At 69.0% G+C, this 19,781-nt stretch carries 15 protein-coding genes; 10 read left to right on the top strand and 5 right to left on the bottom strand.

The annotated features are described in order from the left end of the window. The first annotated feature begins 207 nt into the window (after positions 1–207). From Q0Z83_RS33055 to Q0Z83_RS33030, 6 genes are all read left to right on the top strand, one after another. The gene (locus Q0Z83_RS33055) at positions 208–1,140 is read left to right on the top strand and encodes a YveK family protein (protein WP_317787152.1); all 933 of its coding nucleotides are present in this window, start codon (positions 208–210) and stop codon (positions 1,138–1,140) included. A 206-nt stretch (positions 1,141–1,346) separates the two neighbouring features. Next, complete coding sequence (locus Q0Z83_RS33050; protein ID WP_317787151.1) at positions 1,347–2,423, top strand: glycosyltransferase; 1,077 nt, start codon at positions 1,347–1,349, stop codon at positions 2,421–2,423. A 13-nt stretch (positions 2,424–2,436) separates the two neighbouring features. Continuing rightward, on the top strand, positions 2,437–3,828 hold the full coding sequence (locus tag Q0Z83_RS33045; protein WP_317787150.1) for an O-antigen ligase family protein: 1,392 nt from the start codon (positions 2,437–2,439) through the stop codon (positions 3,826–3,828). 80 nt (positions 3,829–3,908) lie between these two features. Then, a complete protein-coding gene (locus Q0Z83_RS33040) occupies positions 3,909–4,955 on the top strand; it encodes a glycosyltransferase family 2 protein (RefSeq protein WP_317787149.1) in 1,047 nt (348 codons plus the stop codon). Then, positions 4,952–5,971 carry an ABC transporter ATP-binding protein gene (locus Q0Z83_RS33035; protein ID WP_317787148.1) on the top strand — a complete coding sequence of 340 codons (1,020 nt, stop codon included), beginning with the start codon at positions 4,952–4,954 and terminating at the stop codon, positions 5,969–5,971. The genes Q0Z83_RS33040 and Q0Z83_RS33035 overlap by 4 nt, the downstream gene beginning before the upstream one ends. After that, the gene (locus tag Q0Z83_RS33030) at positions 5,968–6,804 is read left to right on the top strand and encodes an ABC transporter permease (RefSeq protein ID WP_317787147.1); all 837 of its coding nucleotides are present in this window, start codon (positions 5,968–5,970) and stop codon (positions 6,802–6,804) included. The genes Q0Z83_RS33035 and Q0Z83_RS33030 overlap by 4 nt, the downstream gene beginning before the upstream one ends. A 70-nt stretch (positions 6,805–6,874) precedes the next feature. On the opposite strand, the gene Q0Z83_RS33025 is transcribed toward Q0Z83_RS33030, so the two are convergent. Continuing rightward, positions 6,875–7,924, bottom strand: a complete 1,050-nt coding sequence (locus Q0Z83_RS33025; protein ID WP_317787146.1) for a right-handed parallel beta-helix repeat-containing protein — start codon at positions 7,922–7,924, stop codon at positions 6,875–6,877. A gap of 459 nt (positions 7,925–8,383) precedes the next feature. Here Q0Z83_RS33025 and Q0Z83_RS33020 point away from each other — a divergent pair, with 459 nt between their 5' ends. From Q0Z83_RS33020 to Q0Z83_RS33005, 4 genes are read left to right on the top strand one after another with little or no spacing between them, the layout of a single operon-like run. Continuing rightward, entirely contained in the window at positions 8,384–9,238 is an 855-nt protein-coding gene (locus tag Q0Z83_RS33020; protein WP_317787145.1) for a hypothetical protein, read from the top strand. 46 nt (positions 9,239–9,284) lie between these two features. Beyond that, a complete protein-coding gene (locus Q0Z83_RS33015) occupies positions 9,285–10,835 on the top strand; it encodes an acyl-CoA ligase (AMP-forming), exosortase A system-associated (RefSeq protein ID WP_317787144.1) in 1,551 nt (516 codons plus the stop codon). Further along, positions 10,832–12,055, top strand: a complete 1,224-nt coding sequence (locus Q0Z83_RS33010; protein ID WP_317787143.1) for a pyridoxal-dependent decarboxylase, exosortase A system-associated — start codon at positions 10,832–10,834, stop codon at positions 12,053–12,055. The genes Q0Z83_RS33015 and Q0Z83_RS33010 overlap by 4 nt, the downstream gene beginning before the upstream one ends. Before the next feature lie 20 nt (positions 12,056–12,075). Beyond that, entirely contained in the window at positions 12,076–12,333 is a 258-nt protein-coding gene (locus Q0Z83_RS33005) for an acyl carrier protein (RefSeq protein WP_317787142.1), read from the top strand. Between the two features lie 79 nt (positions 12,334–12,412). On the opposite strand, the gene Q0Z83_RS33000 is transcribed toward Q0Z83_RS33005, so the two are convergent. From Q0Z83_RS33000 to Q0Z83_RS32985, 4 genes are all read right to left on the bottom strand, one after another. Then, positions 12,413–16,144: a DUF4082 domain-containing protein gene (locus Q0Z83_RS33000; protein WP_317787141.1), complete on the bottom strand. Its 3,732-nt coding sequence runs from the start codon at positions 16,142–16,144 to the stop codon at positions 12,413–12,415. Between the two features lie 241 nt (positions 16,145–16,385). Then, positions 16,386–17,405: a TolB family protein gene (locus Q0Z83_RS32995; protein WP_317787140.1), complete on the bottom strand. Its 1,020-nt coding sequence runs from the start codon at positions 17,403–17,405 to the stop codon at positions 16,386–16,388. Then, complete coding sequence (locus Q0Z83_RS32990; protein ID WP_317787139.1) at positions 17,402–18,640, bottom strand: MFS transporter; 1,239 nt, start codon at positions 18,638–18,640, stop codon at positions 17,402–17,404. Before Q0Z83_RS32990 ends, Q0Z83_RS32995 begins: the two co-directional genes overlap by 4 nt. A 16-nt stretch (positions 18,641–18,656) precedes the next feature. Then, complete coding sequence (locus Q0Z83_RS32985) at positions 18,657–19,772, bottom strand: acyltransferase family protein (RefSeq protein WP_317787138.1); 1,116 nt, start codon at positions 19,770–19,772, stop codon at positions 18,657–18,659. Positions 19,773–19,781 lie beyond the last annotated feature (9 nt).

The raw sequence follows: 19,781 nt of genomic DNA, 5'->3' as shown, positions 1-19,781 counted from the left end.
AAGGTGATCTTGGACTGATAGTCCTATTTGCGCGTCCGATAGAATGAGCACCCACCCCGGCGGAACTGCATGTCGGTTTTATGACAGGCTCTGCAAAGGCGCGCGATTCTGTACGGATGGCCGGGTGCCTAAGATCGATGGCGGATGGACGGCTCGCGTCGAGTCGTGCAGGGTCGTGCACTGGCCCGTTTCAACGAGAGGGAAACCGTGGACCTCTGGGACCTCACCAGGCTGCTGCTCCGCCGGTGGTACTTCGCCGTGCCGATGCTGCTGGTCACGGTCGGGGCGGTGGTGCTCGCCGCCAAATCGGTGGCACCCGACTACAAGGCCATGGGATACATGCAGCTGATCCCGGCGCCCAGCGCCGGCAAGCAGCCCGACCCCAAGGCCAAGCCCAGGCCGGCGAACCCCTGGCTGGACCTGGGGTATGCCGCGCTGGGCAACGCCGCCGCCATCACCGTGACCGACCCGACGAACATCGAGAAGCTCGACAAGGAGGGTCTGTCCGACAGCGTCACCGTCGTGCTCAGCGAGCGGACCCCGCTCTTCGAGATCGAGGTGATCGGTGACAGCGAGCAGCAGGCCACCGCGACGGTGCAGCGGGTCATCAAACTGCTGCAGGACGACATCGCCGGCAAGCAGAGCCAGTACGGCGCCCTCGAAGAGGACACCATCTCGACCCTGGTGATCAACGACGGCAGTGCACCGCTGCAGGACACCGGCATGCGTAAGCGGGTGCTCATCGTGGCCGCCGGCCTCGGTGTGCTGGTGACCACCGCGTCCACGATCATCCTGGACTACTGGTTGCGCCGGCGGTCCCGGGCGAAGGACGGCGACGGGCAGGACTCGTCCGGCGCGCCCCCGGAGCAGCCCGCGACCGGCAAGTCGCAGCCGATCCGCAGCACCCCGCCGGACGACACCGAGCGGACCCAGGTCCTGCGGCCACAGCCCCGACAGAACAACGGTTTCGCGCCCGACCACAACGGGTCCGGCGCCAAGCCCCGGGCGGTCGCCCGCCCGCCGGTGGTCCGCCCGCCGGCCGGCCAGCCGCCGAAGCCCGCGCCGCAGGAGGAGTCCCTGGACGCCACCATCGTCCTGCCGTCGCCGTCGTTCCAGCAGCGCCACGGCAAGCGGTCCTGACCGGCTGCTCCTCGGCCGTTCGGCTGACCATGAGCCCGATCCTCGGGCTGTCCGGCGCCTCCTACGGCCATTTCAGTCTGGATTGGCGGACCACGTCGCGTAACCGACAGGCTCCTGTGTGGAAAACCGGCGACACGCTACCTTCGTCCTGCTCTTCCGGCGATTCGTGCCCACCGATGGGTGGTGCACCGTGAAAGGGGTAACGGGTGACCCCAACACCCATGGCGATGGCGTCGCAGGTGATCCGCACCGCGCGTGAGCGTCGCGATCTGGCCGGCAGACGTCCACCCCGTTTCGGTACCGGCGAGGACACCGGAGGGCCCGCGCGGGTCTTCTACCTGTCGCCCGACCTGGACAAGCCGAGCGGCGGGGTCCGCAACATCTACCGCCACGCCGACGTGCTGAACACCCTCGGCATCGAGGCGGCGGTGGTGCACTCGCGCAGCGGCTTCCGGTGCACCTGGTTCGACAACCGGACCCGCGTCGAGGCGGCCGCCGACGTCCGGCTACGGCCGCGGGACGTGCTGGTCGTCACCGAGTGGCACGGGCCGTGGCTGCACGCGCTGCCCGCCGGGGTCCGGAAGATCGTGTTCAACCAGGGGCCGTACTGCACGTTCGACGCCACCCCGTACGAGGGCAGCCGGGCCGGCGCGCCGTATGCCGGGGTCGAGGGCCTGGACGGGCTGTTGACCGTCTCGGAGGACGGCGAACGACTGCTGCGCTGGACGTTCCCGTCACTTCCGGTCCACCTGGCGCGCCCGGTCGTCGATCGGGCGGTCTTCCACCCGGGCAGCGGGCCGCGCGGGCGCCGGATCGGTTACCTGTCCCGCGGCCGCCGGGCCGAGGAGCGCGAGATGCTCCTGCACATGCTCCGCTCCCGGGGCCTGCCGGCCGGCTGGGAGCTGACTCCGATCAGCGGCTCAGAGGCACAGGTCGCCGCCGCGATGCGGGAGTGCGCGATCTTCCTGTCCTTCGGTTTCCGGGAGGGCTTCGGCCTGCCACCGGCCGAGGCGATGGCGAGCGGCTGCTACGTCGTGGGCTACGCCTCGCTGGGCGGCGCCGAGTTCTTCGATCCGGCCTACTGCACGCCGGTACCGGAGTGCGACCTGTTCGCCTACGGGCAGGCCATCGAGGACGCGATCCGGCGATACCAGGAGACACCAGACGAGATGGACGCGGTGCGACTCAAGGCGTCGGACGCGATCCTCGGCCGCTACTCCGTCGAGGGCCTGACCGGTGACCTGTCCACTTTCTACTCCGCGCTGCTGACGCAGGCCGTCTAGAAGTTCGACCGATATGAGCCAATCGACGATGCCGGCGGAGCATCCGGTCGACTTCGAACCGTCCCTGGTCGCTCCGAACCTGTACTCCTCGCGCCGGGCCTCCCTGCGCGTCGACGTCGCCGCGATCTGCAGCGTGGTCATCGTCCTGCTGTACTGCATCCCGGCGCCGCTGATCGTCCCGCAGATGACGTTCGCCGGGCGGCCCGCGCTGCTGCTCTCGCTCGGCCTGTTCGCCTGGTGGTTCATCGCCCGGCTGAGCCCGTCGCTGCTGCTGGTCGGACGGCAGCCGCTGCGCTGGGTCGCGCTGCTCTACCTGATGTCGATCCTGCTGGCGTACGTCGCCGGCCTGGTGCGTGGACTGCCGACGCTGGAGTCCAACCGGCAGGACTTCACGCTGCTGATGACGTTCGAGTTCCTCGGCCTCATGCTGATGGTCGCGGACGGCATCCCCAACTGGCGCCGGCTGCGCATGGTGCTGAAGATCCTGGTCTGCTCGGCCGCGTTCATGGCGTTCCTCGGCATCCTGCAGTCGATCTTCGCGTACGACGTCACCCAGTGGCTGGTGGTTCCGGGGCTGGAACTGAAGGGCACGCTCACCGACTTCCAGGCGCGTGGTGAGGGCGGCCGGTTCCGGGTCGCCTCGACGACCGTGCACTCCATCGAGTTCAGCGCGGTGCTGGCGATGGTGATGCCCTACGCCATCCATTTCGCGCGGTACGCCCGGAGCAAGGCGGGACGCCGTTTCTACGGCCTGCTGACCTTCGTCATCGCCGGAGCGGTGCCGATGGCGATCTCGCGTACCGGCATCCTGGCCCTGGGCATCTCGATGGCCATCATGTTCGCCCTGGCCTGGAACTGGCGCTTCCGGTACAACTTCCTGATCCTGGCGGCCGGTCTCACCGGTGTCCTCGTGGTCGGCCGGCCCGGTCTGCTCGGCACGCTGACCTCGATGTTCCTGTGGGCTGACGCCGACCCCAGCGTCGACGGCCGCACCGAGGACTACGCGCACGTCTCGGCCTGGTTCGCCCAGCGGCCGTGGCTGGGCCGCGGCCCGGGCACCCTGATCCCCGACCTCTACATGATCCTGGACAACCAGTGGCTGCTCACGCTGGTCACCGGTGGGATCGTCGGCGTCGTCGCACTGGCGGCGCTGCATCTCACGTCCCTGTGGCTCGCGGTGGTCGGATTCCGGCGGTCCACCTCGGAGGAGGACCGCCATCTCTGCGCGGCCCTGATCTCCACCCAGATCCTCGCGATCCTCGTGGCGCTGACCTTCGACTCGCTGGGCTTCACCACCTTCTCGTTCACCCTCGCGCTACTCAGCGGGATGTGCGGAGCGGTCTGGCGATTGACCCATCCGGCTCGAACCGTCCGGACGTCCACGGTGCGACGTTTCCTCGAGTAACCCGACTTTGGAAGGCTGATGGAAGTTCGATGGTGACGAGAACCCGACCGCAACCCCTTCGCGGGCGGCCACGGGTCTCCGTGGTGGTTCCCTGTTACAACTACGGTCATTTCCTGCCGGACTGCGTGCAGGGTGTGCTGAGCCAGGACGGCGTGGACGTCGACGTGTTGATCGTCGACGACTGCTCACCGGACGGCAGCGCCGAGGTGGCCCGGCGGCTCGCCGACGAGGACCCACGGGTACGCGTGATCGTGCACGAGGTCAACGCCGGTCACATCGCCACCTACAACGAGGGGCTGGCCGCCGTCGACGGCGACTACGTGGTGCTGCTGTCCGCCGACGACCTGGTCACGCCCGGTTCGTTCCAGCGCGCGACGGCGCTGCTGGAGGCGCACCCCGAGGTGGTCATGGTGCACGGGTTCGCGCGCACGTTCACCGACGTGCCGCCACCCGCGCGTACCGAGGTCAAGTCGTGGACGGTGTGGCCCGGCGCGGAGTGGATCGGCCGGGTGTGCCGGGCCGGTGGCAATCCGGTGGCCACGCCCGAGGTGATGCTGCGCAACGAGACGATGCGCAAGCTCGGCGGGTACGACACCCGGGCGCCGCACGCCGGTGACTTCCTGATGTGGCTGCGCGCCGCGGCGCTCGGCGGCATCGGCCGGGTCAACGGGGTGGACCAGGCCTACTACCGGGTGCACGGCAACAACATGCACACGTCCCAGTTCGCCGGCGCGGACACCGATCTGCGCAAACGGCACGAGGCTTTCGAGATCTTCTTCGACGAGGACGCCGGCGCGGTGCCGGACGTCGACGGGCTTCGCAGCGCCGCGAGCCTGGCCGTGGCCCGGGAGGCGCTGGCCATCGCCTGCTCCCTCATCGAGGCCGGGCCGTCGGAGGACGACCGGGCACTGGCCGGGCGGCTGGTCGCGCTGGCCGAGGAGATCTATCCGCCGGCGGCTTCCAGTCGGCTGCGGCAACGGTACGGGCGTCTGGTGCAGCGCGACGCGGAGGGCAAGGGTCCCCTCGTCCCGCGCGGTGTCAGCGCCTTCAACAAGCGGGTACGCGATCACGTCGAGTGGCGGCGCTGGCGGCGTAACGGAGTAGAGAGCGCGGTGAAGCTGCCATGAGCGGCCCCGAACACGACGAGGACGACGTCATCGTCCTGTCCGGTCTGACGAAGTTGTACGAACCGACCCCGAAGTGGATGCGCGCCTTCGCACGCTCGCACCTCACCCAGCCGATCAAGGCGCTGGACGGCATCGACCTGGTCGTCCGGGCCGGCGAGATCTGCGCGGTGGTCGGCCCGAACGGTGCCGGCAAGACCACCCTGTTCCGGATCATCATCGGTCTCACCGAGGCGACCTCCGGGCACGGCAGCGTGCTCGGTCTGGACGTGGCCCGCGAGTCCGAGCAGATCCGCCAGGTGGTGGGCTGGATGCCGGCCGAGGACCGCAGCCTGCTGATGCGCGCCACGGTCCGGGAGAACCTCCAGCTGCACGGCCGGCTGCAGGGCATGACCCCGGGCGAGCTCGAGGCGCGGATCCCGTACGTGCTGGAGACGGTCAACCTGACCCCGCAGACCGACGTGGTCATCGCCAGCCTCTCGGCCGGTATGAAGGCGCGGGTCCGCCTCGCCCGCGCCCTCCTGCCCGGCCCCCGCGCGCTGATCCTGGACGAGCCCACCGGCGCCGTCGACCCGATCGCCGCGCACGGTCTGCTCAACCTGATCATGGACCTGGTCAAGCAGGAGCGCCTCGCGGTGCTCATCTCCTCGCACCGCCTGGAGGAGATCGAGGCGCTGCAGTCCAAGGCACTGCTCATGGACGGCGGCCGGATCAAGTACTCCGGCGACCTGGACAGCCTGCGCCGGCAGTGGGACCGGCCCCAGCTGGAGCTGGTCCTGGCCACCGAGGCCGACGCCCGTCTGGTGGCCGACGGCCTGCACGCGCAGGGCCTGGAGGTCACCGTGGACGGCCTCACTCTCACCTGCCAGCTGGCCGGCGACCTGACCATCGGCGCCGTCCTCGGCCGCCTCGGCGGCGCGGCCGCGTCGATTCAGCACATTCGGGAGACACCCATGCCCCTGCGGGACCTCATCGCCCACGTCTACCGGCTGAACCCGGCCGCCGGGGGTGCCGCGTGACGACGGCGCACGTCTACCCGAGCGCGGTACGCACCCGCAGCCGGTCGCGCAAGGTGGTCGACACCCTCGGCGCCTACATCCGGCTCGACCTGGTCGAGGAGCGGATGTTCCCGGCGACCAGCATCATGCGCTACATCGCCGTGGTCTTCCCGGTGCTGCTGTACTTCTACCAGAGCTCGTTCCTGGGCGCCGGGCCCGAGGTCTTCGCGGTGATGCTGATCGGCACCGCGGTGACGGCCGGCCTGCAGGACGCGCTCACCCAGCTGACCGCGCGGCTGAACTTCGCCATGGAGCGCGGCACCCTGGAGACCTACCTGGTCGAGCCGGTGCCGTGGGTGCTGATCCCGATCGCCATGAACCTGTGGCGCAGCTTCACCGGTGGTCTGCTGGCCTGCTTCATGATCTTCGTGGGTTGGCTGCTGGGCATGAAGATCGACCCGGCCGGCATCCCGCTCGGCCTGCTCGTGCTGTTCCTCGGCATCCTGGCCTGTAACGCCCTGGGCACGCTGGCGGCCAGCTTCCTGGTGCTCTTCAAGCGGGGTGACCCGGTGGTCATGCTGTTCCACCTGGCGGCCAGCGTGCTCGGTGGCGCGCTGTTCCCGATCAGCACGCTGCCGGACTGGATCCGGTGGGCCAGCTATCTGATCCCGCACACCTATGTGATCAGCGCCGAGCGTCAGCTGCTGATGCCCACGCCGCCCGCCGGCGAGCTGAGCGTCGGCCTCTCGATCGTGGCGCTGACCATCATGTGCACGGTGATGCTCGGTGGTGGCCTGTTCGTTTTCGACAGGTCGCTGAAGCTGGCCCGCAAGCTCGGCATCCTCAGCATTTAAGGAACTCCTGAGCTGACCTGAAGAAAATGGCCCCGGCGGATGCCGGGGCCATTTTCTGGTCATGTATCGATCAGCAACTGTTGAGCTTCTTGGTCTCCTTCAGGATCACCCCGCGGTCGAAGTCGTACGTGACCTCCGCGTTGCCCGACCAGGTGCCGATCTTCGAGCAGTCGACGTCGATCGGGCCGTACTCGGCGCTCTTGGTGACGATCTTGTTGCCGGTCACCGTGGGGAACGAGCCGCCGGACAGGCGCAGGGCGTAGCCGCCCCCGGCCAGCAGGTTGTCGGTGACCGTGCCGCCCGCGTTGTCCTGGTCCGGGATGAAGATCGGCGAGGTCGGGCAGTCGTCGCCGCGCTGGTCGATGGTGTTGTGGCGGATCGTCACGGTGGGACCGCCGTAGCCCTGGATGCCGTCGCCGTGCGGGTCGGCCGTCTGGCACAGGCCGGCCGGTACGGCGAGTTGCGCGTAGGAGTCCTCGATGACGACCTGCCCGGCGCCGGAGTAGTTGCCCGCGCCGACGCGCCAGCCCTCCATCCGGTTCACGATCTTGCAGCGGCGGCAGGTGTAGTTGGCGACGCCGAACGCGTACTGCTGGACGCTGGAGACGTCCTCGCCGGGCTTCGGCACGACCTCGGTGTCCTCGATCGTGAGGTGCCCGTAGATCTTGTCGCCGAGGAAGTTGTCGATGGTGCCGTAGACCCGGGTGCGGCGGATCGTGACGTCCGCGGCCTTCACGTAGATGCTGCCGGTGACGAGCTGGTCGGAGATGACCGTGCCGGCCTTGACGACGGTCAGGTCGCCCTCGACCGTGCGTTTCGGCGACCAGCCGGCCGGAACGCCGGTGCAGTCCGCGGTGGGGTACGAGGGGAGGACGCAGTCGCCCTTCGCCACCGCCTTCGTGGTCGCCTCGTTCGTCGGCTTCTTCGACTCCGGGCTGGACGCGGACGGCGAGACCGGCGCCGAGGCGGTGGCCGCCGAGGGTGGGATCGACTGCACGGGTGCGGGCTGCCCGTCCGGCGTCGACGGCAGCGTGGCCTCGGCCTGGGATGCGTTCTCCGGCGTGCGATCAGCGCGTCCGGTCGAATACCAGGTGAATCCGGCGGCAATCAGAATCACCACGCCGAATGCCGAGCAAACGGTGACGGCTCGGCGGAATCCGGTTCCGGTGAACAGGTTGCGGCGGTGCTTCATTTCGGGGTGCTCCTCGAGTCAGTCAGCTGACCGGCTCGGACGATAATACGGATCCCGGTGGGCGACCGAGTAGCCTGTTCAGATCAATGTGGAATATGGTCGCGGATTGTTCGCGTCAAATAGGGATTTGCGTCGCGACAGGATGTCCGGAATCTGACAGATGTCGCCTCTGCGCCTGCGGTCGAATACGGTGTCAAGCGGCTGTTCGGGTCGGAGTGCGGGTCCGGTCAGGACGGCCCGCGCGGATATCGGTCCGAACCCATGACAATATCTGGCACAACGGCCTGTCCCGCGGGCACGGACGATATCGTCGTGCGGCAGGTTCCACGGTAAATGTCAGGGAGTTCAAGTGACCGACCGCGTCGGCTATGTCCGATGGGCCGTCTGATGGCAGTCCGGGTCGAGCCCATCACCACCGTCGACGTTCCCGCGGTGGCCCGGTTTCTGCACACCCACCTCAACAGCCGGGTCTCGGCGGAGGCCTGGGAGCGGGCGGTGCAGGTGCCGTGGAAGGTGCCGGCGCCCAACCACGGTTTCCTGCTCCGCGACGACCACGGTGCGGTGGTCGGTGCGTACCTGGCGTTCTACTCCGAGCGCACGATCCGCGGAGAGACCCGCCGGTTCTGCAACCTCGGCGCCTGGTGCGTGCTCCCGGAGCAGCGGTTCCACAGCCTCAAACTGCTGAAGGCCATCCTCAAGCAGGAGGGCTACGAGTTCACCGACCTGTCGCCGAGCGGCAACGTCGTGCCGATGAACACCCGGCTGGGATTCGCCTTCCTGGACACCACCACCGCGGTCGCCCCCAACCTGCCGTGGCCCGGGCTGCCCGGCCGGGTCAGCGCCGACCCGGCGGCCCTGGAGCGCACACTGACCGGCGACGATCTGCAGATCTACCGCGACCACGCCGGTACCGCAGCCGCGCGGCACGTCCTGCTCACCCGCGGCGACCGGTACTGCTACGTGATCTTCCGCACCGACCGCCGCAAGAACCTGCCGTTCTTCGCCTCGGTGCTGTACGTCAGTGACCGGGAGCTGTTCCGGACCATGCAGCGGCGGTTCCAGAGTCACCTGCTGACCCGGCACGGGATCCTCGCCATGCTGGCCGAGATCCGGGTGACCGGCCACCGGCCCGCACTGTCGCGGCTGCTCGGCAATCCGCGCCGCAAGATGTTCCTCAGCGCGGAACTGACCGAGCCGGACATCGACTACCTCTACAGCGAGCTGACCTGCCTGAGCTGGTGACGGCAGCCGACGTACCACCGACACACCGATGAGGGAAACCCAACAGATGCGCATCCGATTGCATGACCTGCTGGCCGGCGCGGCCGGCCGGTCCGGCGACGCCCCGGCTGTGACGTACCGCGACGACACCCTGTCCTACGCCGACCTCTGGCGTGACGTCCGGTCCGCCGGCGCCGGGCTGCGCGAGCTGGGTCTCGCGCGCGGTGAGCGGGTGGCGGTCTATCTCGATAAGCGGGTCGAGACGGTCACCGCGATCTTCGCCACGTCGGCCGCGGGCGGCGTGTTCGTCCCGGTCAACCCGGTGCTGCGGGCCAAGCAGGTGGCCTACATCCTCGCCGACTGCGACGTGCGGGTGCTGGTCACCACCGCCGAGCGGCTGGAGGCACTCGGCGAGGAACTGGAGCAGGTCAAGTCGCTCGAGCGGATCATCCTGGTCGGCGGTGGAGGGGCCGGCGGCCGTCTCCCGGTGACCGCCTGGGCGGACCTGCTCACCGGCGGTGACCTGCCGGAGAGCCCGGCGATCGACGTCGACATGGCGGCGATCCTCTACACCTCCGGCAGCACCGGCAAGCCGAAGGGTGTGGTGCTCTCGCACCGCAACATGCTGGCCGGGGCGGAGAGCGTCAGCTCCTACCTGAGGATGACCCCGGACGACGTGGTGCTGGCCGCTCTGCCGCTCAGCTTCGACGCCGGGTTCAGCCAGCTCACCACGTCGTTCGCGGTCGGCGCGCACGTCGTCCTGGTCAACTACCTGTTGCCCCGCGACGTGGTGCGGCTCTGCACCAAGCACGGGGTCACCGGTCTGACCTGTGTACCGCCGCTCTGGATCCAGCTCGTCGAGCAGGACTGGCCGGAGGAGACCGGCCGCCGGCTGCGCTACTTCGCCAACACCGGCGGGCGGATGCCCAAGACCACTCTGGACCGGTTGCGGTCGATCTTCCCCGAGGCGAAACCCTTCCTGATGTACGGGTTGACCGAGGCGTTCCGATCGACCTACCTCGACCCGTCCGAGGTCGACCGGCGTCCCGACTCGATCGGTAAGGCGATCCCGAACGCGGAGATCCTCGTGCTGCGCCCGGACGGCAGCGTCTGCGACCCGGGCGAGGAGGGCGAGCTGGTGCATCGTGGCGCGCTGGTGGCCCTGGGCTACTGGAACGACCCGGCCCGTACCGCGGAGCGGTTCAAGCCGCTGCCCGGCGTGGAGGGCGCGCTCACCACCGAGCTGGCGGTCTTCTCCGGCGACTCGGTGGTCCGTGACGAGGAGGGTTTCCTCTACTTCGTGGGCCGCACCGACGACATGATCAAGACCTCGGGGTACCGGGTGAGCCCGACCGAGATCGAGGAGATCGTCTACGGCACCGGCCTGGTCCGCGACGCCGTGGCGCTCGGCCTGCCCGACCCCAAGCTGGGTCAGAAGATCGTGCTGGTCGTCAGCCCGGCCGCCGGTGAGCTCGACGTCGACGCGCTGCGGGCGGCCCTCAAGAAGGACCTGCCGCTCTACATGCTGCCCAAGGACGTGCTGGTCCGGCCCGAGCTACCGCGCTCGCCGAACGGCAAGTTCGACCGCAACCTGATCCGCTCGGAGGTCTCCGCATGAGCGAGTCATCGGCCAGGGGCTTCGAGCAGATCGACGGCGAGCTCGCGGTCGGCGGAGTGCCGGTGTCCCGACTCGCCGCACGGGTCGGCAGCACCCCGTTCTTCGCCTACGACCGGCGGCTGCTCACCGAGCGGGTCGCCTTGCTGCGCCGGCACCTGCCGGCCGACCTGCAGCTCAGCTACGCGATCAAGGCGAACCCGATGCCGGCCGTCGTGCAGCACATGAGTGGGCTGGTCGACTCGTTCGACGTCGCCTCGTCGATCGAGATGGGCGTCGCGCTGGACACCACGATGCCGTCGAACCGGATCAGCTTCGCCGGGCCCGGAAAGACCGACGCCGAGTTGCGGCAGGCGGTCGCGGCCGGCGTGACGATCGAGCTGGAGTCGGAGAACGAGGCGGCCCGGGTCGCCCGGATCGGCTCGGAGCTGGGCATCCGGCCGCGGGTCGCGGTGCGGGTCAACCCGGATTTCTCGGTCAAGGGCTCGGGCATGCGGATGGGCGGCGGGCCGCAGCAGTTCGGGGTCGACGCGGAGCGGGTTCCCGCGCTGCTCAAGGAGCTGGCGAGCACCGACCTCGACGTGCTCGGCTTCCACTGCTTCGCCGGGTCGCAGAACCTGAAGGCGGACATCATCGCCGAGGCGCAACGGCGGACCGTCGAGCTGCTGCTACGGCTCGCCGAGGACGCGGTGGCACCGGTCCGGTACCTCAACCTCGGTGGCGGGTTCGGTATCCCGTACACCGAGAAGGACGTTGCTCTTGATCTTGAAGTGATCGGCGAGAACCTCGCCACGCTGATGCGCGACGAGGTGCGGCCGCGCCTGCCGGAGACGCGGGTGGTGACCGAGCTGGGCCGGTTCCTGGTCGGCGAGGCCGGGGTGTACGTGACCCGCGTCATCGACCGCAAGGAGTCGCGCGGCAAGACCTACCTGGTCGTCGACGGCGGCCTGCACCACCAGCTCGCCGCGTCCGGCAACTTCGGTCAGGTGATCCGCCGTAACTACCCGATCGCGGTCGCCAACCGGATCGACCGGGAGCCGGCCGAACAGGTCACCGTGGTCGGCTGCCTCTGCACCCCGCTCGACCTGCTGGGCGACAACGTGACCCTGCCCGAGGCCGGCGTGGGGGACCTGGTCGTCCTCTACCAGGCCGGGGCGTACGGTCTGACCGCCAGCCCCACCGCTTTCCTGAGCCACCCGGCGCCCGCCGAGGTGCTCCTGTGACACTCTCCGGAGGTAAGTAGATGGCCCTGACCGGTACCACGATCGACGACGTCAAGGCGGTGCTGGTGTCCGTCCTCGGCATCGAGGACCGCGCCGCGACGATCGACGCCGGCACCCAGCTCCTCGGCAACCTGCCCGAGCTGGACTCGATGGCGGTGCTGGAGCTGGTCGCCGCCCTCGAGGAGCGGTTCGGCGTGACGATCGACGACGACGAGGTGACCGCCGACGTGTTCGAGACCCTCGAGTCCCTCGCCGGGTTGATCGACTCCAAGCTCTGAGTTCCGCCGCCGACACGAAGTCGGTGACACGAGAGAAGGCCCTCACCTTTCGGTGAGGGCCTTCTCCGTGGTCAGCCGATCAGCTGTTCGGCTTGAACCGCACGTCCACCCAGAAGTTGTGGTTCGTGATCGTTGCGGGGAACCCGTCGCCCGGCCGGTACACGCCGCCACGGGTCTCCACGTGCAGCGGAGGCGTGTCGAAGCCCTGCGAGGCGAACTGGTTGAGGTTCACCGCGTACTTGCCCGCGGAGGACCAATAGGCGACCGTGTACGTCTCACCGGGAGTGATGTCGACCGCCGGGCTGAACGTCACGCTCTGCCATCCGGACGCCGTCTCGCTCGTGAACGGTGCGCTGGCGACGGGTGCGCCGGCGCTGTTGTAGAGCGTTCCGGTGTGGATGCCGGTGTTCTGCGGGCCCTTGTAGAACCGCATTCCGGTCACCTTGCCGGCCACGTCCGAGGTGAACTTGACACCCACCGTGATGGAGTCGTTGTCGTCCCAGTTGGCGTGGTCCGGAGTGGCGTCCGCCGTGAAGATCCCGACCGTGCTGCCGTCCGGCGGCGTGGTGGGGGTCGGACTCGGGCTCGGGTCCGGGTCGGGATCCGGGTCCGGGTCGCCGGTGGTGTCGGCCACGAACAGCGCGTCCACCCAGTAGTTGGTCGAACCGTACGAGCTGGTCGGGTAGCCGTTCGTCCCGTACCGGTAGACGCCGTTGGCGGTCGTCGCCGGTGTGCTCAGCGGTCCCCGGGTCCAGAGCGAGCTGAAGAACCCGGGTGTGGCCGAGTAGTGACCGTTCGGCGCGTAGTACGACACCGTGTACGTCGTCCCGGCGGTCACCGCGACCGACGAGTCGAACCGGACACTCTGCCATCCGGACCCGGTCTCACCGGAGAACGTGGCCCGCGCCATGACGCCGCCGGTCGGTGACCACAGGGTGCCGGTGTGCGTGCCACCGTTGCCCGGGCCCTGCCAGAAGCGCACCCCGAGCACCTTGCCGTCCTTGGCGGGGATGAACTTCACGCCCAGCTCGATCGCGCTGTTGTCACTGTCGGCGGCGATCTGCGGGGTGGCGTCGTCGGCGAACAGCGTGGCGATCTGCGAGGTGGAGTCCGTGGTGAACGACCACACCGTCGGCTCGTCGCTCGGCGTGCCACCGGTGTCGCTGGCCAGCACGGTCGCGGTGTACTTGGTGGAGGCCTCCAGCGGGACGCTCGGCGAGAACGTGACCCGCCGGTCGTCCGCGTCGTAGGAGAACCCACCGGGCACCGCGACGCCCGCGGCGGACTTCAGACCGAACTCGATCGAGTCGTGGTCGAGCGGCCGGCTGAACTTCACCGACGGCTCCGCGCTGAGCGGGACGACCGTGGCGCCGGCCACCGGCGAGAGCGACACCGGTGACGGCGCGCCCTTGTCGCTGGAGACGAACATGACGTCCACGTAGTAGTTCGTGTCACCGTACGAGTGGGTCGGGAAACCCGCGTTGTACGCGTACACGCCGTTGCCCTGGGTGAGCGTGGACTTCGGTGCGTTGAGCGGCGACGAGTCCACCCCGGCCAGGCTGAACGCCGAGCCGTCGGCCGCGTAGTGCCCGTTGGGGGCGGTGTACGAGGCCACGTACACCGTGTTCTTGCTGATCCGCTCGGGATTCGCGAAGGTCAGCTTCTGCCAGCCCGCACTCGACTCGTTGGCGAACGTGCCGGTGGCGAGCCGGTCGCCGTCGGCCGACCAGAGGCTGCCGACGTGCGAGCCGGTGTTGCCGGCGCCCTTGTAGAAGCGGATGCCGGTGATGTAGCCGTCGTCGGTGGCCTTGAACCGGATGCCCGGCTCGATCGCGCTGTCGTCGTCGGCCGCCGGGTTCTCCGGCACCTTGTTGCCGAAGATCGTGGTCGGGCCGGTCAGCTTCAGGTTCACGACCGTCGACGGCTCCTGGATGTTGGCGCTGTCGTCGATGCCGCGCACCCGGACCGCCTGCAGTCCGGCGCCGCTGGTGTAGAAGCTGTACGACCAGGACGTGGTCCCGTCGGCCGGGTGCCAGGTGGAGCCCGAGTCGGTGGAGACCTCGACACCGGCGACCTTGCCGCCGCCCGCGTCGGTGGCGGTGCCCTGCAGGGTGACCTGCGAGCCGTTCGTCACCTTCGCGTTGTTCGCCGGGCTCGTGATGGTCACGGTCGGCGCCTGCGTGTCGTTGGACGCGACGGCCGCGTCCAGGTTGCTCATCCGCGTCGCGGGCTGGTTGCCCATGTCGGCGAGGATGTTGACGGTCGCCTGCTGCATCTTCTCGTCGGCCGGCTGCGGGTCCACGCCGTCGTGCTTCTGGTCCAGACCCCAGGCCCACTGCACGGTGCCCGCACCGAAGACCAGGGCGCCGCTTTCGGCCTTGTACAGCGTCAGGTGGTGCGTGGTGGTGCCGGCCAGCGTGACGTTGCCGAAGTCCTGCAGGTACTCCGGGGTCGGCCCGGTCGTGGTGGACAGCCGGATCAGGCCCGCCGGTCGGAAGCCGTTGTCGATGTCCTCGTCCGACTCGTAACCGATGGTGTGCGGTGCCAGGGTGGCCGTCGTGTTGGCGGCCATGTCCTCCAGCCCTGTGTTGCGCCACAGCCGCAGCTTGCCCTGTGCGGCCGGCACCTGCAGGGCCAGGTCGGTGTAGTTGGCCATGTACAGGGTGCCGGTCAGTGCGTTCTCCGGCAGGCCGGCGCCCTGTTCCTGGGTGGCGAACCGCGGGTCACGCCAGGTGCCGGTCCACTCCGGGGTGGTGTCGTCGATCTTCGCCTTGCCCCAGGTCTCCTTGTAGCAGACCAGCGTGCGGTACGGCGTACCCGAACCGTCCTTGCTGGTCTCCCAGCGGGTCCGCCAGTAGACCTCGTTGCCGCTGAAGAACGCCAGGTTCACCCCGGCGTCGCGGGCGGCCTCGACATGCGCGCGCTGCGCACCGGACCAGTACTCGTCGTGACCGACGGAGAGGAACGTCTTGTGGTTCTTGATCAGCTCGCCGTGCCGGTCGGTGTCGACGTCCGTCGTGTAGCTCATGTCGTACCCGTTGCGCTCCAGGAACCGCAGCATCGGGTACTCGTTGCTGAACAGGAAGTCGCGGCCGTGGTCCGAGCCGCGGGTCGCGAACGGCCGGTTGTAGCTGATCTTCAGGGCCCGGCCGTTGACCGGCGCCTGGTAGAAGTCGGCGCCGCCGTACAGGTTGTACGCCTGCCAGGTCGCGTCCGAGGTCTTGAAGTACAGGTCCGAGTGGCTGTTGTCGTTGCGCACCACGAAGGTGATATGGCTGGCCTCGGTGGTGGTGATGTCCGTGCGCTTGAGCCGGGCGACGTAGATGCCGGACACCTGCGTGGTCGGGACGTTCCAGTGCGCCGACACGTGCCAGTTGCCGCAGTCGAGCAGCTGGAGGTCCTCGTCGGTGATGCAGTTCTCCGGCTGCGGGTCGTACGAGGTCGGGTCGACGTCGGTGATGAACCGGGCGCCGTCGCCGTCGTACCAGCCGAGGCGGTACACCTTGATCGAGTACGCGGAGGCCTCAGTCTTGATCTTGAAGTCGATCCGCTGGCCCGCGTTCACGCTGATGTCGGCGGCGAAGCCCTGGATCGTGTGATCACCGGCGCCGCTGATCTCCCACTCCGAGGACGGGCTGCCGTCCAGAGCGTTCTCACAGACGATCGGATTGTCGCCGCACGTCTCCGCGGCGGCGGGCGTCGAGCCGCCGACCAGTGACGCGGCGACCAGTGTCACGGCGACGAAGGCGCCGACGAGGGAACGCCGGGGCTGTTGGCTGATCCGGCGTATCCAGCGCGTTATCTGTGGCATCGGGGGGCCGGCCGCCCCTGGTGCCACCGGCTCCGCCCCTTGTTTGTCCATTTCTGCCGGACACCAACCTTTCCAAAGGGAATCAACTCGCACGATTCGCCGGTGAGAGCCCGGATGTGCAGTGTGAAAATAGGAGATCAAGCGCCGTTAAGGCATCGGTGAGGGCTTTCGATGTGGCCGCCGCCTGGTCGTTGTTGATCATCCGTTCGGCTGGACCGCATCGCACAAAGGGCCCCTCACCTCATCGGACGACCGCCGGTGACCACGCGTCACTGATCAGTACTTCCGGCTTTCCGGACCCGTCGGCGGGCACTTTCCAGACATCACTCGACGCCGAACCGTCAGTATTGTGTGACAGGCCGTAAAGGATGGTCGAGTCGTCCAGCCACTCGGCCTGGTCGTCGATGCTGCGTGTTTCGGCCAGTTCGATCTCCGTTCCGGTCCGGAGATTGTAAACAGCCAGCCGCCACTTACCGGCGGGCAGGTCGCCGTGCTTCTTGAAGGCGATCCGGGTCTTGTCCGGCGAGAGCGACGGGCATTCCACGTCACCGCGGATCGAGGTGACCGTGCGTGCTTGCAGGCTGCCTTCGACGAGCCAGGTCTTCCCGCCGGACGCGGCCGTGGCGAAGAAGCGGTCGTTGTCGTCGGCGAACGTGACGCCCCACAGGTTCTTGTCCGAGGCGGTGATCACTTTGCCGTCCACGACCAGCTTGAACTTCTCGATGTCGCCGACCACCTCACCGTCGGTGCGGGTCACCACCGTCCGGGTGGAGAACTGGCCGGGGTTGGCGTAGGAGTCGCCGTAGACGAACGTCGTGGTGGCGACCAGCGAGCCGTCCCGGGACAGGCGGGCGCGGCTCGGCAGCCCGGTCAGCGGCAGTTCGCGGGCCTCGTTCCAGCCGGCGTCCAGCAGCCGTGACTGATAGGTGGTGACCAGTCCACGCTGGGCGGACAGGCAGATCGTGTCGGCCGACGTGGCGTACACCCGCTCGCAGGAGGCCGGGGTGAACGCCCGCGGCCCGTTCGGCGCACTGAGCGGGACCACCGCCACCCGGCCGTAGGTCTCCCCGAGGGCGTTGCTGCGGAACACGATGTGCGGCTGGGTACGCAGTGACTGCAGATCACCGCCCTGGTCGACCGGCGGTGCCGAGGCGAGCGTCTCGGCCTGACTCTTCCGGACGTTCCAGACGTATCCGCCGGCACCGATCAGGGCTGCCAGCAGGACGGCGACGAGCGCGATGACACGATTGCGGCCGCTCACGCGGTCGCCTCGGCGTCGACGCCGCGCAGCAGCCACGCCACCGCGGGTATCGCGGCCGTCAACAGACCGGCGAAGAGCAGCAGCGACCAGCTCGGGCCCTGCAGGCTCCAGAGCAGACCGAAGGCCAGCGACGAGGCGAACCGGGCCAGCGCCACGACGGTCTGCGCCGCGGCGATGCCGCTGCCCCGCGCCTCGTCCGGCACCAGGCGGCTGACCAGGGCGGGCAGGACCCCGTCGGTGGCCGCGTAGAAGACGCCGAGCAGCAGCAGGACGACCAGGGTCAGCCCGAGCCCACCGGCCGGCAACGCGGCGACCAGGTAACCGGCGAGCAGCGCGCCGTGTCCGGCGATCAGCACCCGGGCCCGGCCCACCCGGTCGGCCAGCCGGCCCAGAGGCACGGCGAGCGCCAGGTACGCGATGTTCGTACCGACGTAGAGCAGCGGGAAGTAGACGGCGGCGAAGTCGTCGCGCTCCTGCAGCGACAGGTAGAGGAACCCGTCGCCGATGGTCAGCAGGCCGAGCACCCCGGCCGCGATCAGTGGGCGGCGCAGCCTGCGGCCGGACACCGCCCGGAACGTGCGTCGCAGACCGATCCGGGCCGAACCGGCGGCGGTGCGCAGATTCGGCACGAACAGGACCAGCACCGCGACGCCGACGATGGCGAACGCGAACGACACCACCCAGATCGAGTCGTAACTACCCGGGACGGCGGCGAGCAGCGCGAACGCCACCAGCGGGCCGAGCGCGGCACCGATCGTGTCCAGCGTGCGGTGCACACCGAACGCGCGGCCGAGCATCTTCGGGTCGGAGGCCTCGGCGATCAACGCGTCCCGGGGCGCGGTGCGCAGCCCTTTGCCGAGGCGGTCGACGGTCACCACCGCGGTGATGGCGGCGAAGCCGGTCGCCACGAGCATGGCGATGCGGCTGATCGCGGACGCGCCGTAACCGAGAACCGCCACCCACTTGGGCTGGCCGCCGCGGTCGCCGGCATAGCCGCCGGCGATCCGCAGGAAGGCGCTGACGCCCTGATACATGCCGTCCAGGAAGCCGTACGCGACCGGGCTCAACCCGACCGCGGCGGTGAGATACAGCGGGAGGACCGACGCCACCATCTCCGACGACACATCGGTCAGCAGGCTCACCACACCGAGGAGCACGACCGTCGACGAGACCCGCCGGATGGTCCCGGATTTTCCGGAGTCGGCTCCGGGCCGGTCCCGCAAACTCACATACATGGTGCTTTCTTCCTGATCAGGGCGTGATGGTGCTCGGTGCGGGGGTCTGCACCGGACGGGTCCTGCTCCCGGAGAACCACCGCATCGCGGGCTTCTCCACGATCTGGTACAGCGCCCATGCTCCCACCAGCGACAGCGCCAGCATGGCGAATGCCACCAGCATCCCGGCCGGGTGCGACCAGGTCTGCGCGCCCAGCGCCCGCTCGACCAGCCGGATCGCCAGCTGATGGACCAGGTAGAAGGCGAACGACACCTCACCCAGCCAGATCATCGTGCGGCGCCGCAGGAAGGTGCTGGTGCCGCGCAGGTCGCTGACGGCGACGGCGGGGATCAGCAGCGCGAGCGGGATGACGGTGCCCGCCACGTAGGCGAAGCCGAGCGGCAGGAAACCCGAACCGAAGTACGCGGCGACGGCGAGCAGCGCGGCCGGCACCACGGTGAGCCGGATCCAGAGACCGTCGCGCACGATCCGGGCCAGCAGGATGCCGACGACGAACTCCAGCATCCGCACTGGCGGGCTGACGTAGATGAACCAGTAGCGCAGGTCCTCCGGAAGGCCCAGCGCCACGGCCGGCATCAGGCAGACCGCGGCCAGCACGGCACCGGTCAGCGGCCACAGCCAGGGCCGGGGCAGCCGGTCGACGACCCGCAGGATCAGCGGGAAACAGAGGTAGAAGAACGCCTCGACGGAGAGCGACCAGCTCGGGGTGTTCAGCCCGTAGTAGACCGACTCCACCGGCACCCACGCCTGCAGCAGCAACAGGTTCGCCACCACCGACCCGGCCGAGACGGCGGTGCCCGCGACGACCACGACCGCCAGCGCGAACAGGGCCGTGGCCAGGTGGTTCGGGTACACCTTGGCCGCGCGTCGCCGCCAGAAGCGCCGCATGGTGTCACCGGGCCGGGCCGACCAGCAGAGCACGAAGCCGCTCAGGATGAAGAAGAACGACACCCCCGTCGCACCCTGCCGGAACACCACGTCCAGCACACCCGGTACGCCGCCGTCCTCCGTGAAGAGGTCGGCGACGGACACGTGGAAACCGAAGACGGCGAACGCCGCGATGAACCGCAGGCCGGTCAGCGAGGGTAACCGGCGGTCACCGCCGCCGGTGACGATCGCGGCGTCTGCCATCTGACGAAC

The organism is Actinoplanes sichuanensis (assembly GCF_033097365.1).
Lineage (GTDB): Bacteria > Actinomycetota > Actinomycetes > Mycobacteriales > Micromonosporaceae > Actinoplanes > Actinoplanes sichuanensis.
This window is presented reverse-complemented; position numbering and strand designations above follow the sequence as displayed.

Coding starts and splice junctions, on each gene's coding strand:
- Q0Z83_RS33045 (WP_317787150.1), top strand. CDS start 2,437: ATGAGCCAATCGACGATGCCGGCGGAGCATCCGGTCGACTTCGAACCG.
- Q0Z83_RS33035 (WP_317787148.1), top strand. CDS start 4,952: ATGAGCGGCCCCGAACACGACGAGGACGACGTCATCGTCCTGTCCGGT.
- Q0Z83_RS33020 (WP_317787145.1), top strand. CDS start 8,384: ATGGCAGTCCGGGTCGAGCCCATCACCACCGTCGACGTTCCCGCGGTG.
- Q0Z83_RS33015 (WP_317787144.1), top strand. CDS start 9,285: ATGCGCATCCGATTGCATGACCTGCTGGCCGGCGCGGCCGGCCGGTCC.
- Q0Z83_RS33010 (WP_317787143.1), top strand. CDS start 10,832: ATGAGCGAGTCATCGGCCAGGGGCTTCGAGCAGATCGACGGCGAGCTC.
- Q0Z83_RS33005 (WP_317787142.1), top strand. CDS start 12,076: ATGGCCCTGACCGGTACCACGATCGACGACGTCAAGGCGGTGCTGGTG.
- Q0Z83_RS33000 (WP_317787141.1), bottom strand. CDS start 16,144: ATGCCACAGATAACGCGCTGGATACGCCGGATCAGCCAACAGCCCCGG.
- Q0Z83_RS32990 (WP_317787139.1), bottom strand. CDS start 18,640: ATGTATGTGAGTTTGCGGGACCGGCCCGGAGCCGACTCCGGAAAATCC.
- Q0Z83_RS32985 (WP_317787138.1), bottom strand. CDS start 19,772: ATGGCAGACGCCGCGATCGTCACCGGCGGCGGTGACCGCCGGTTACCC.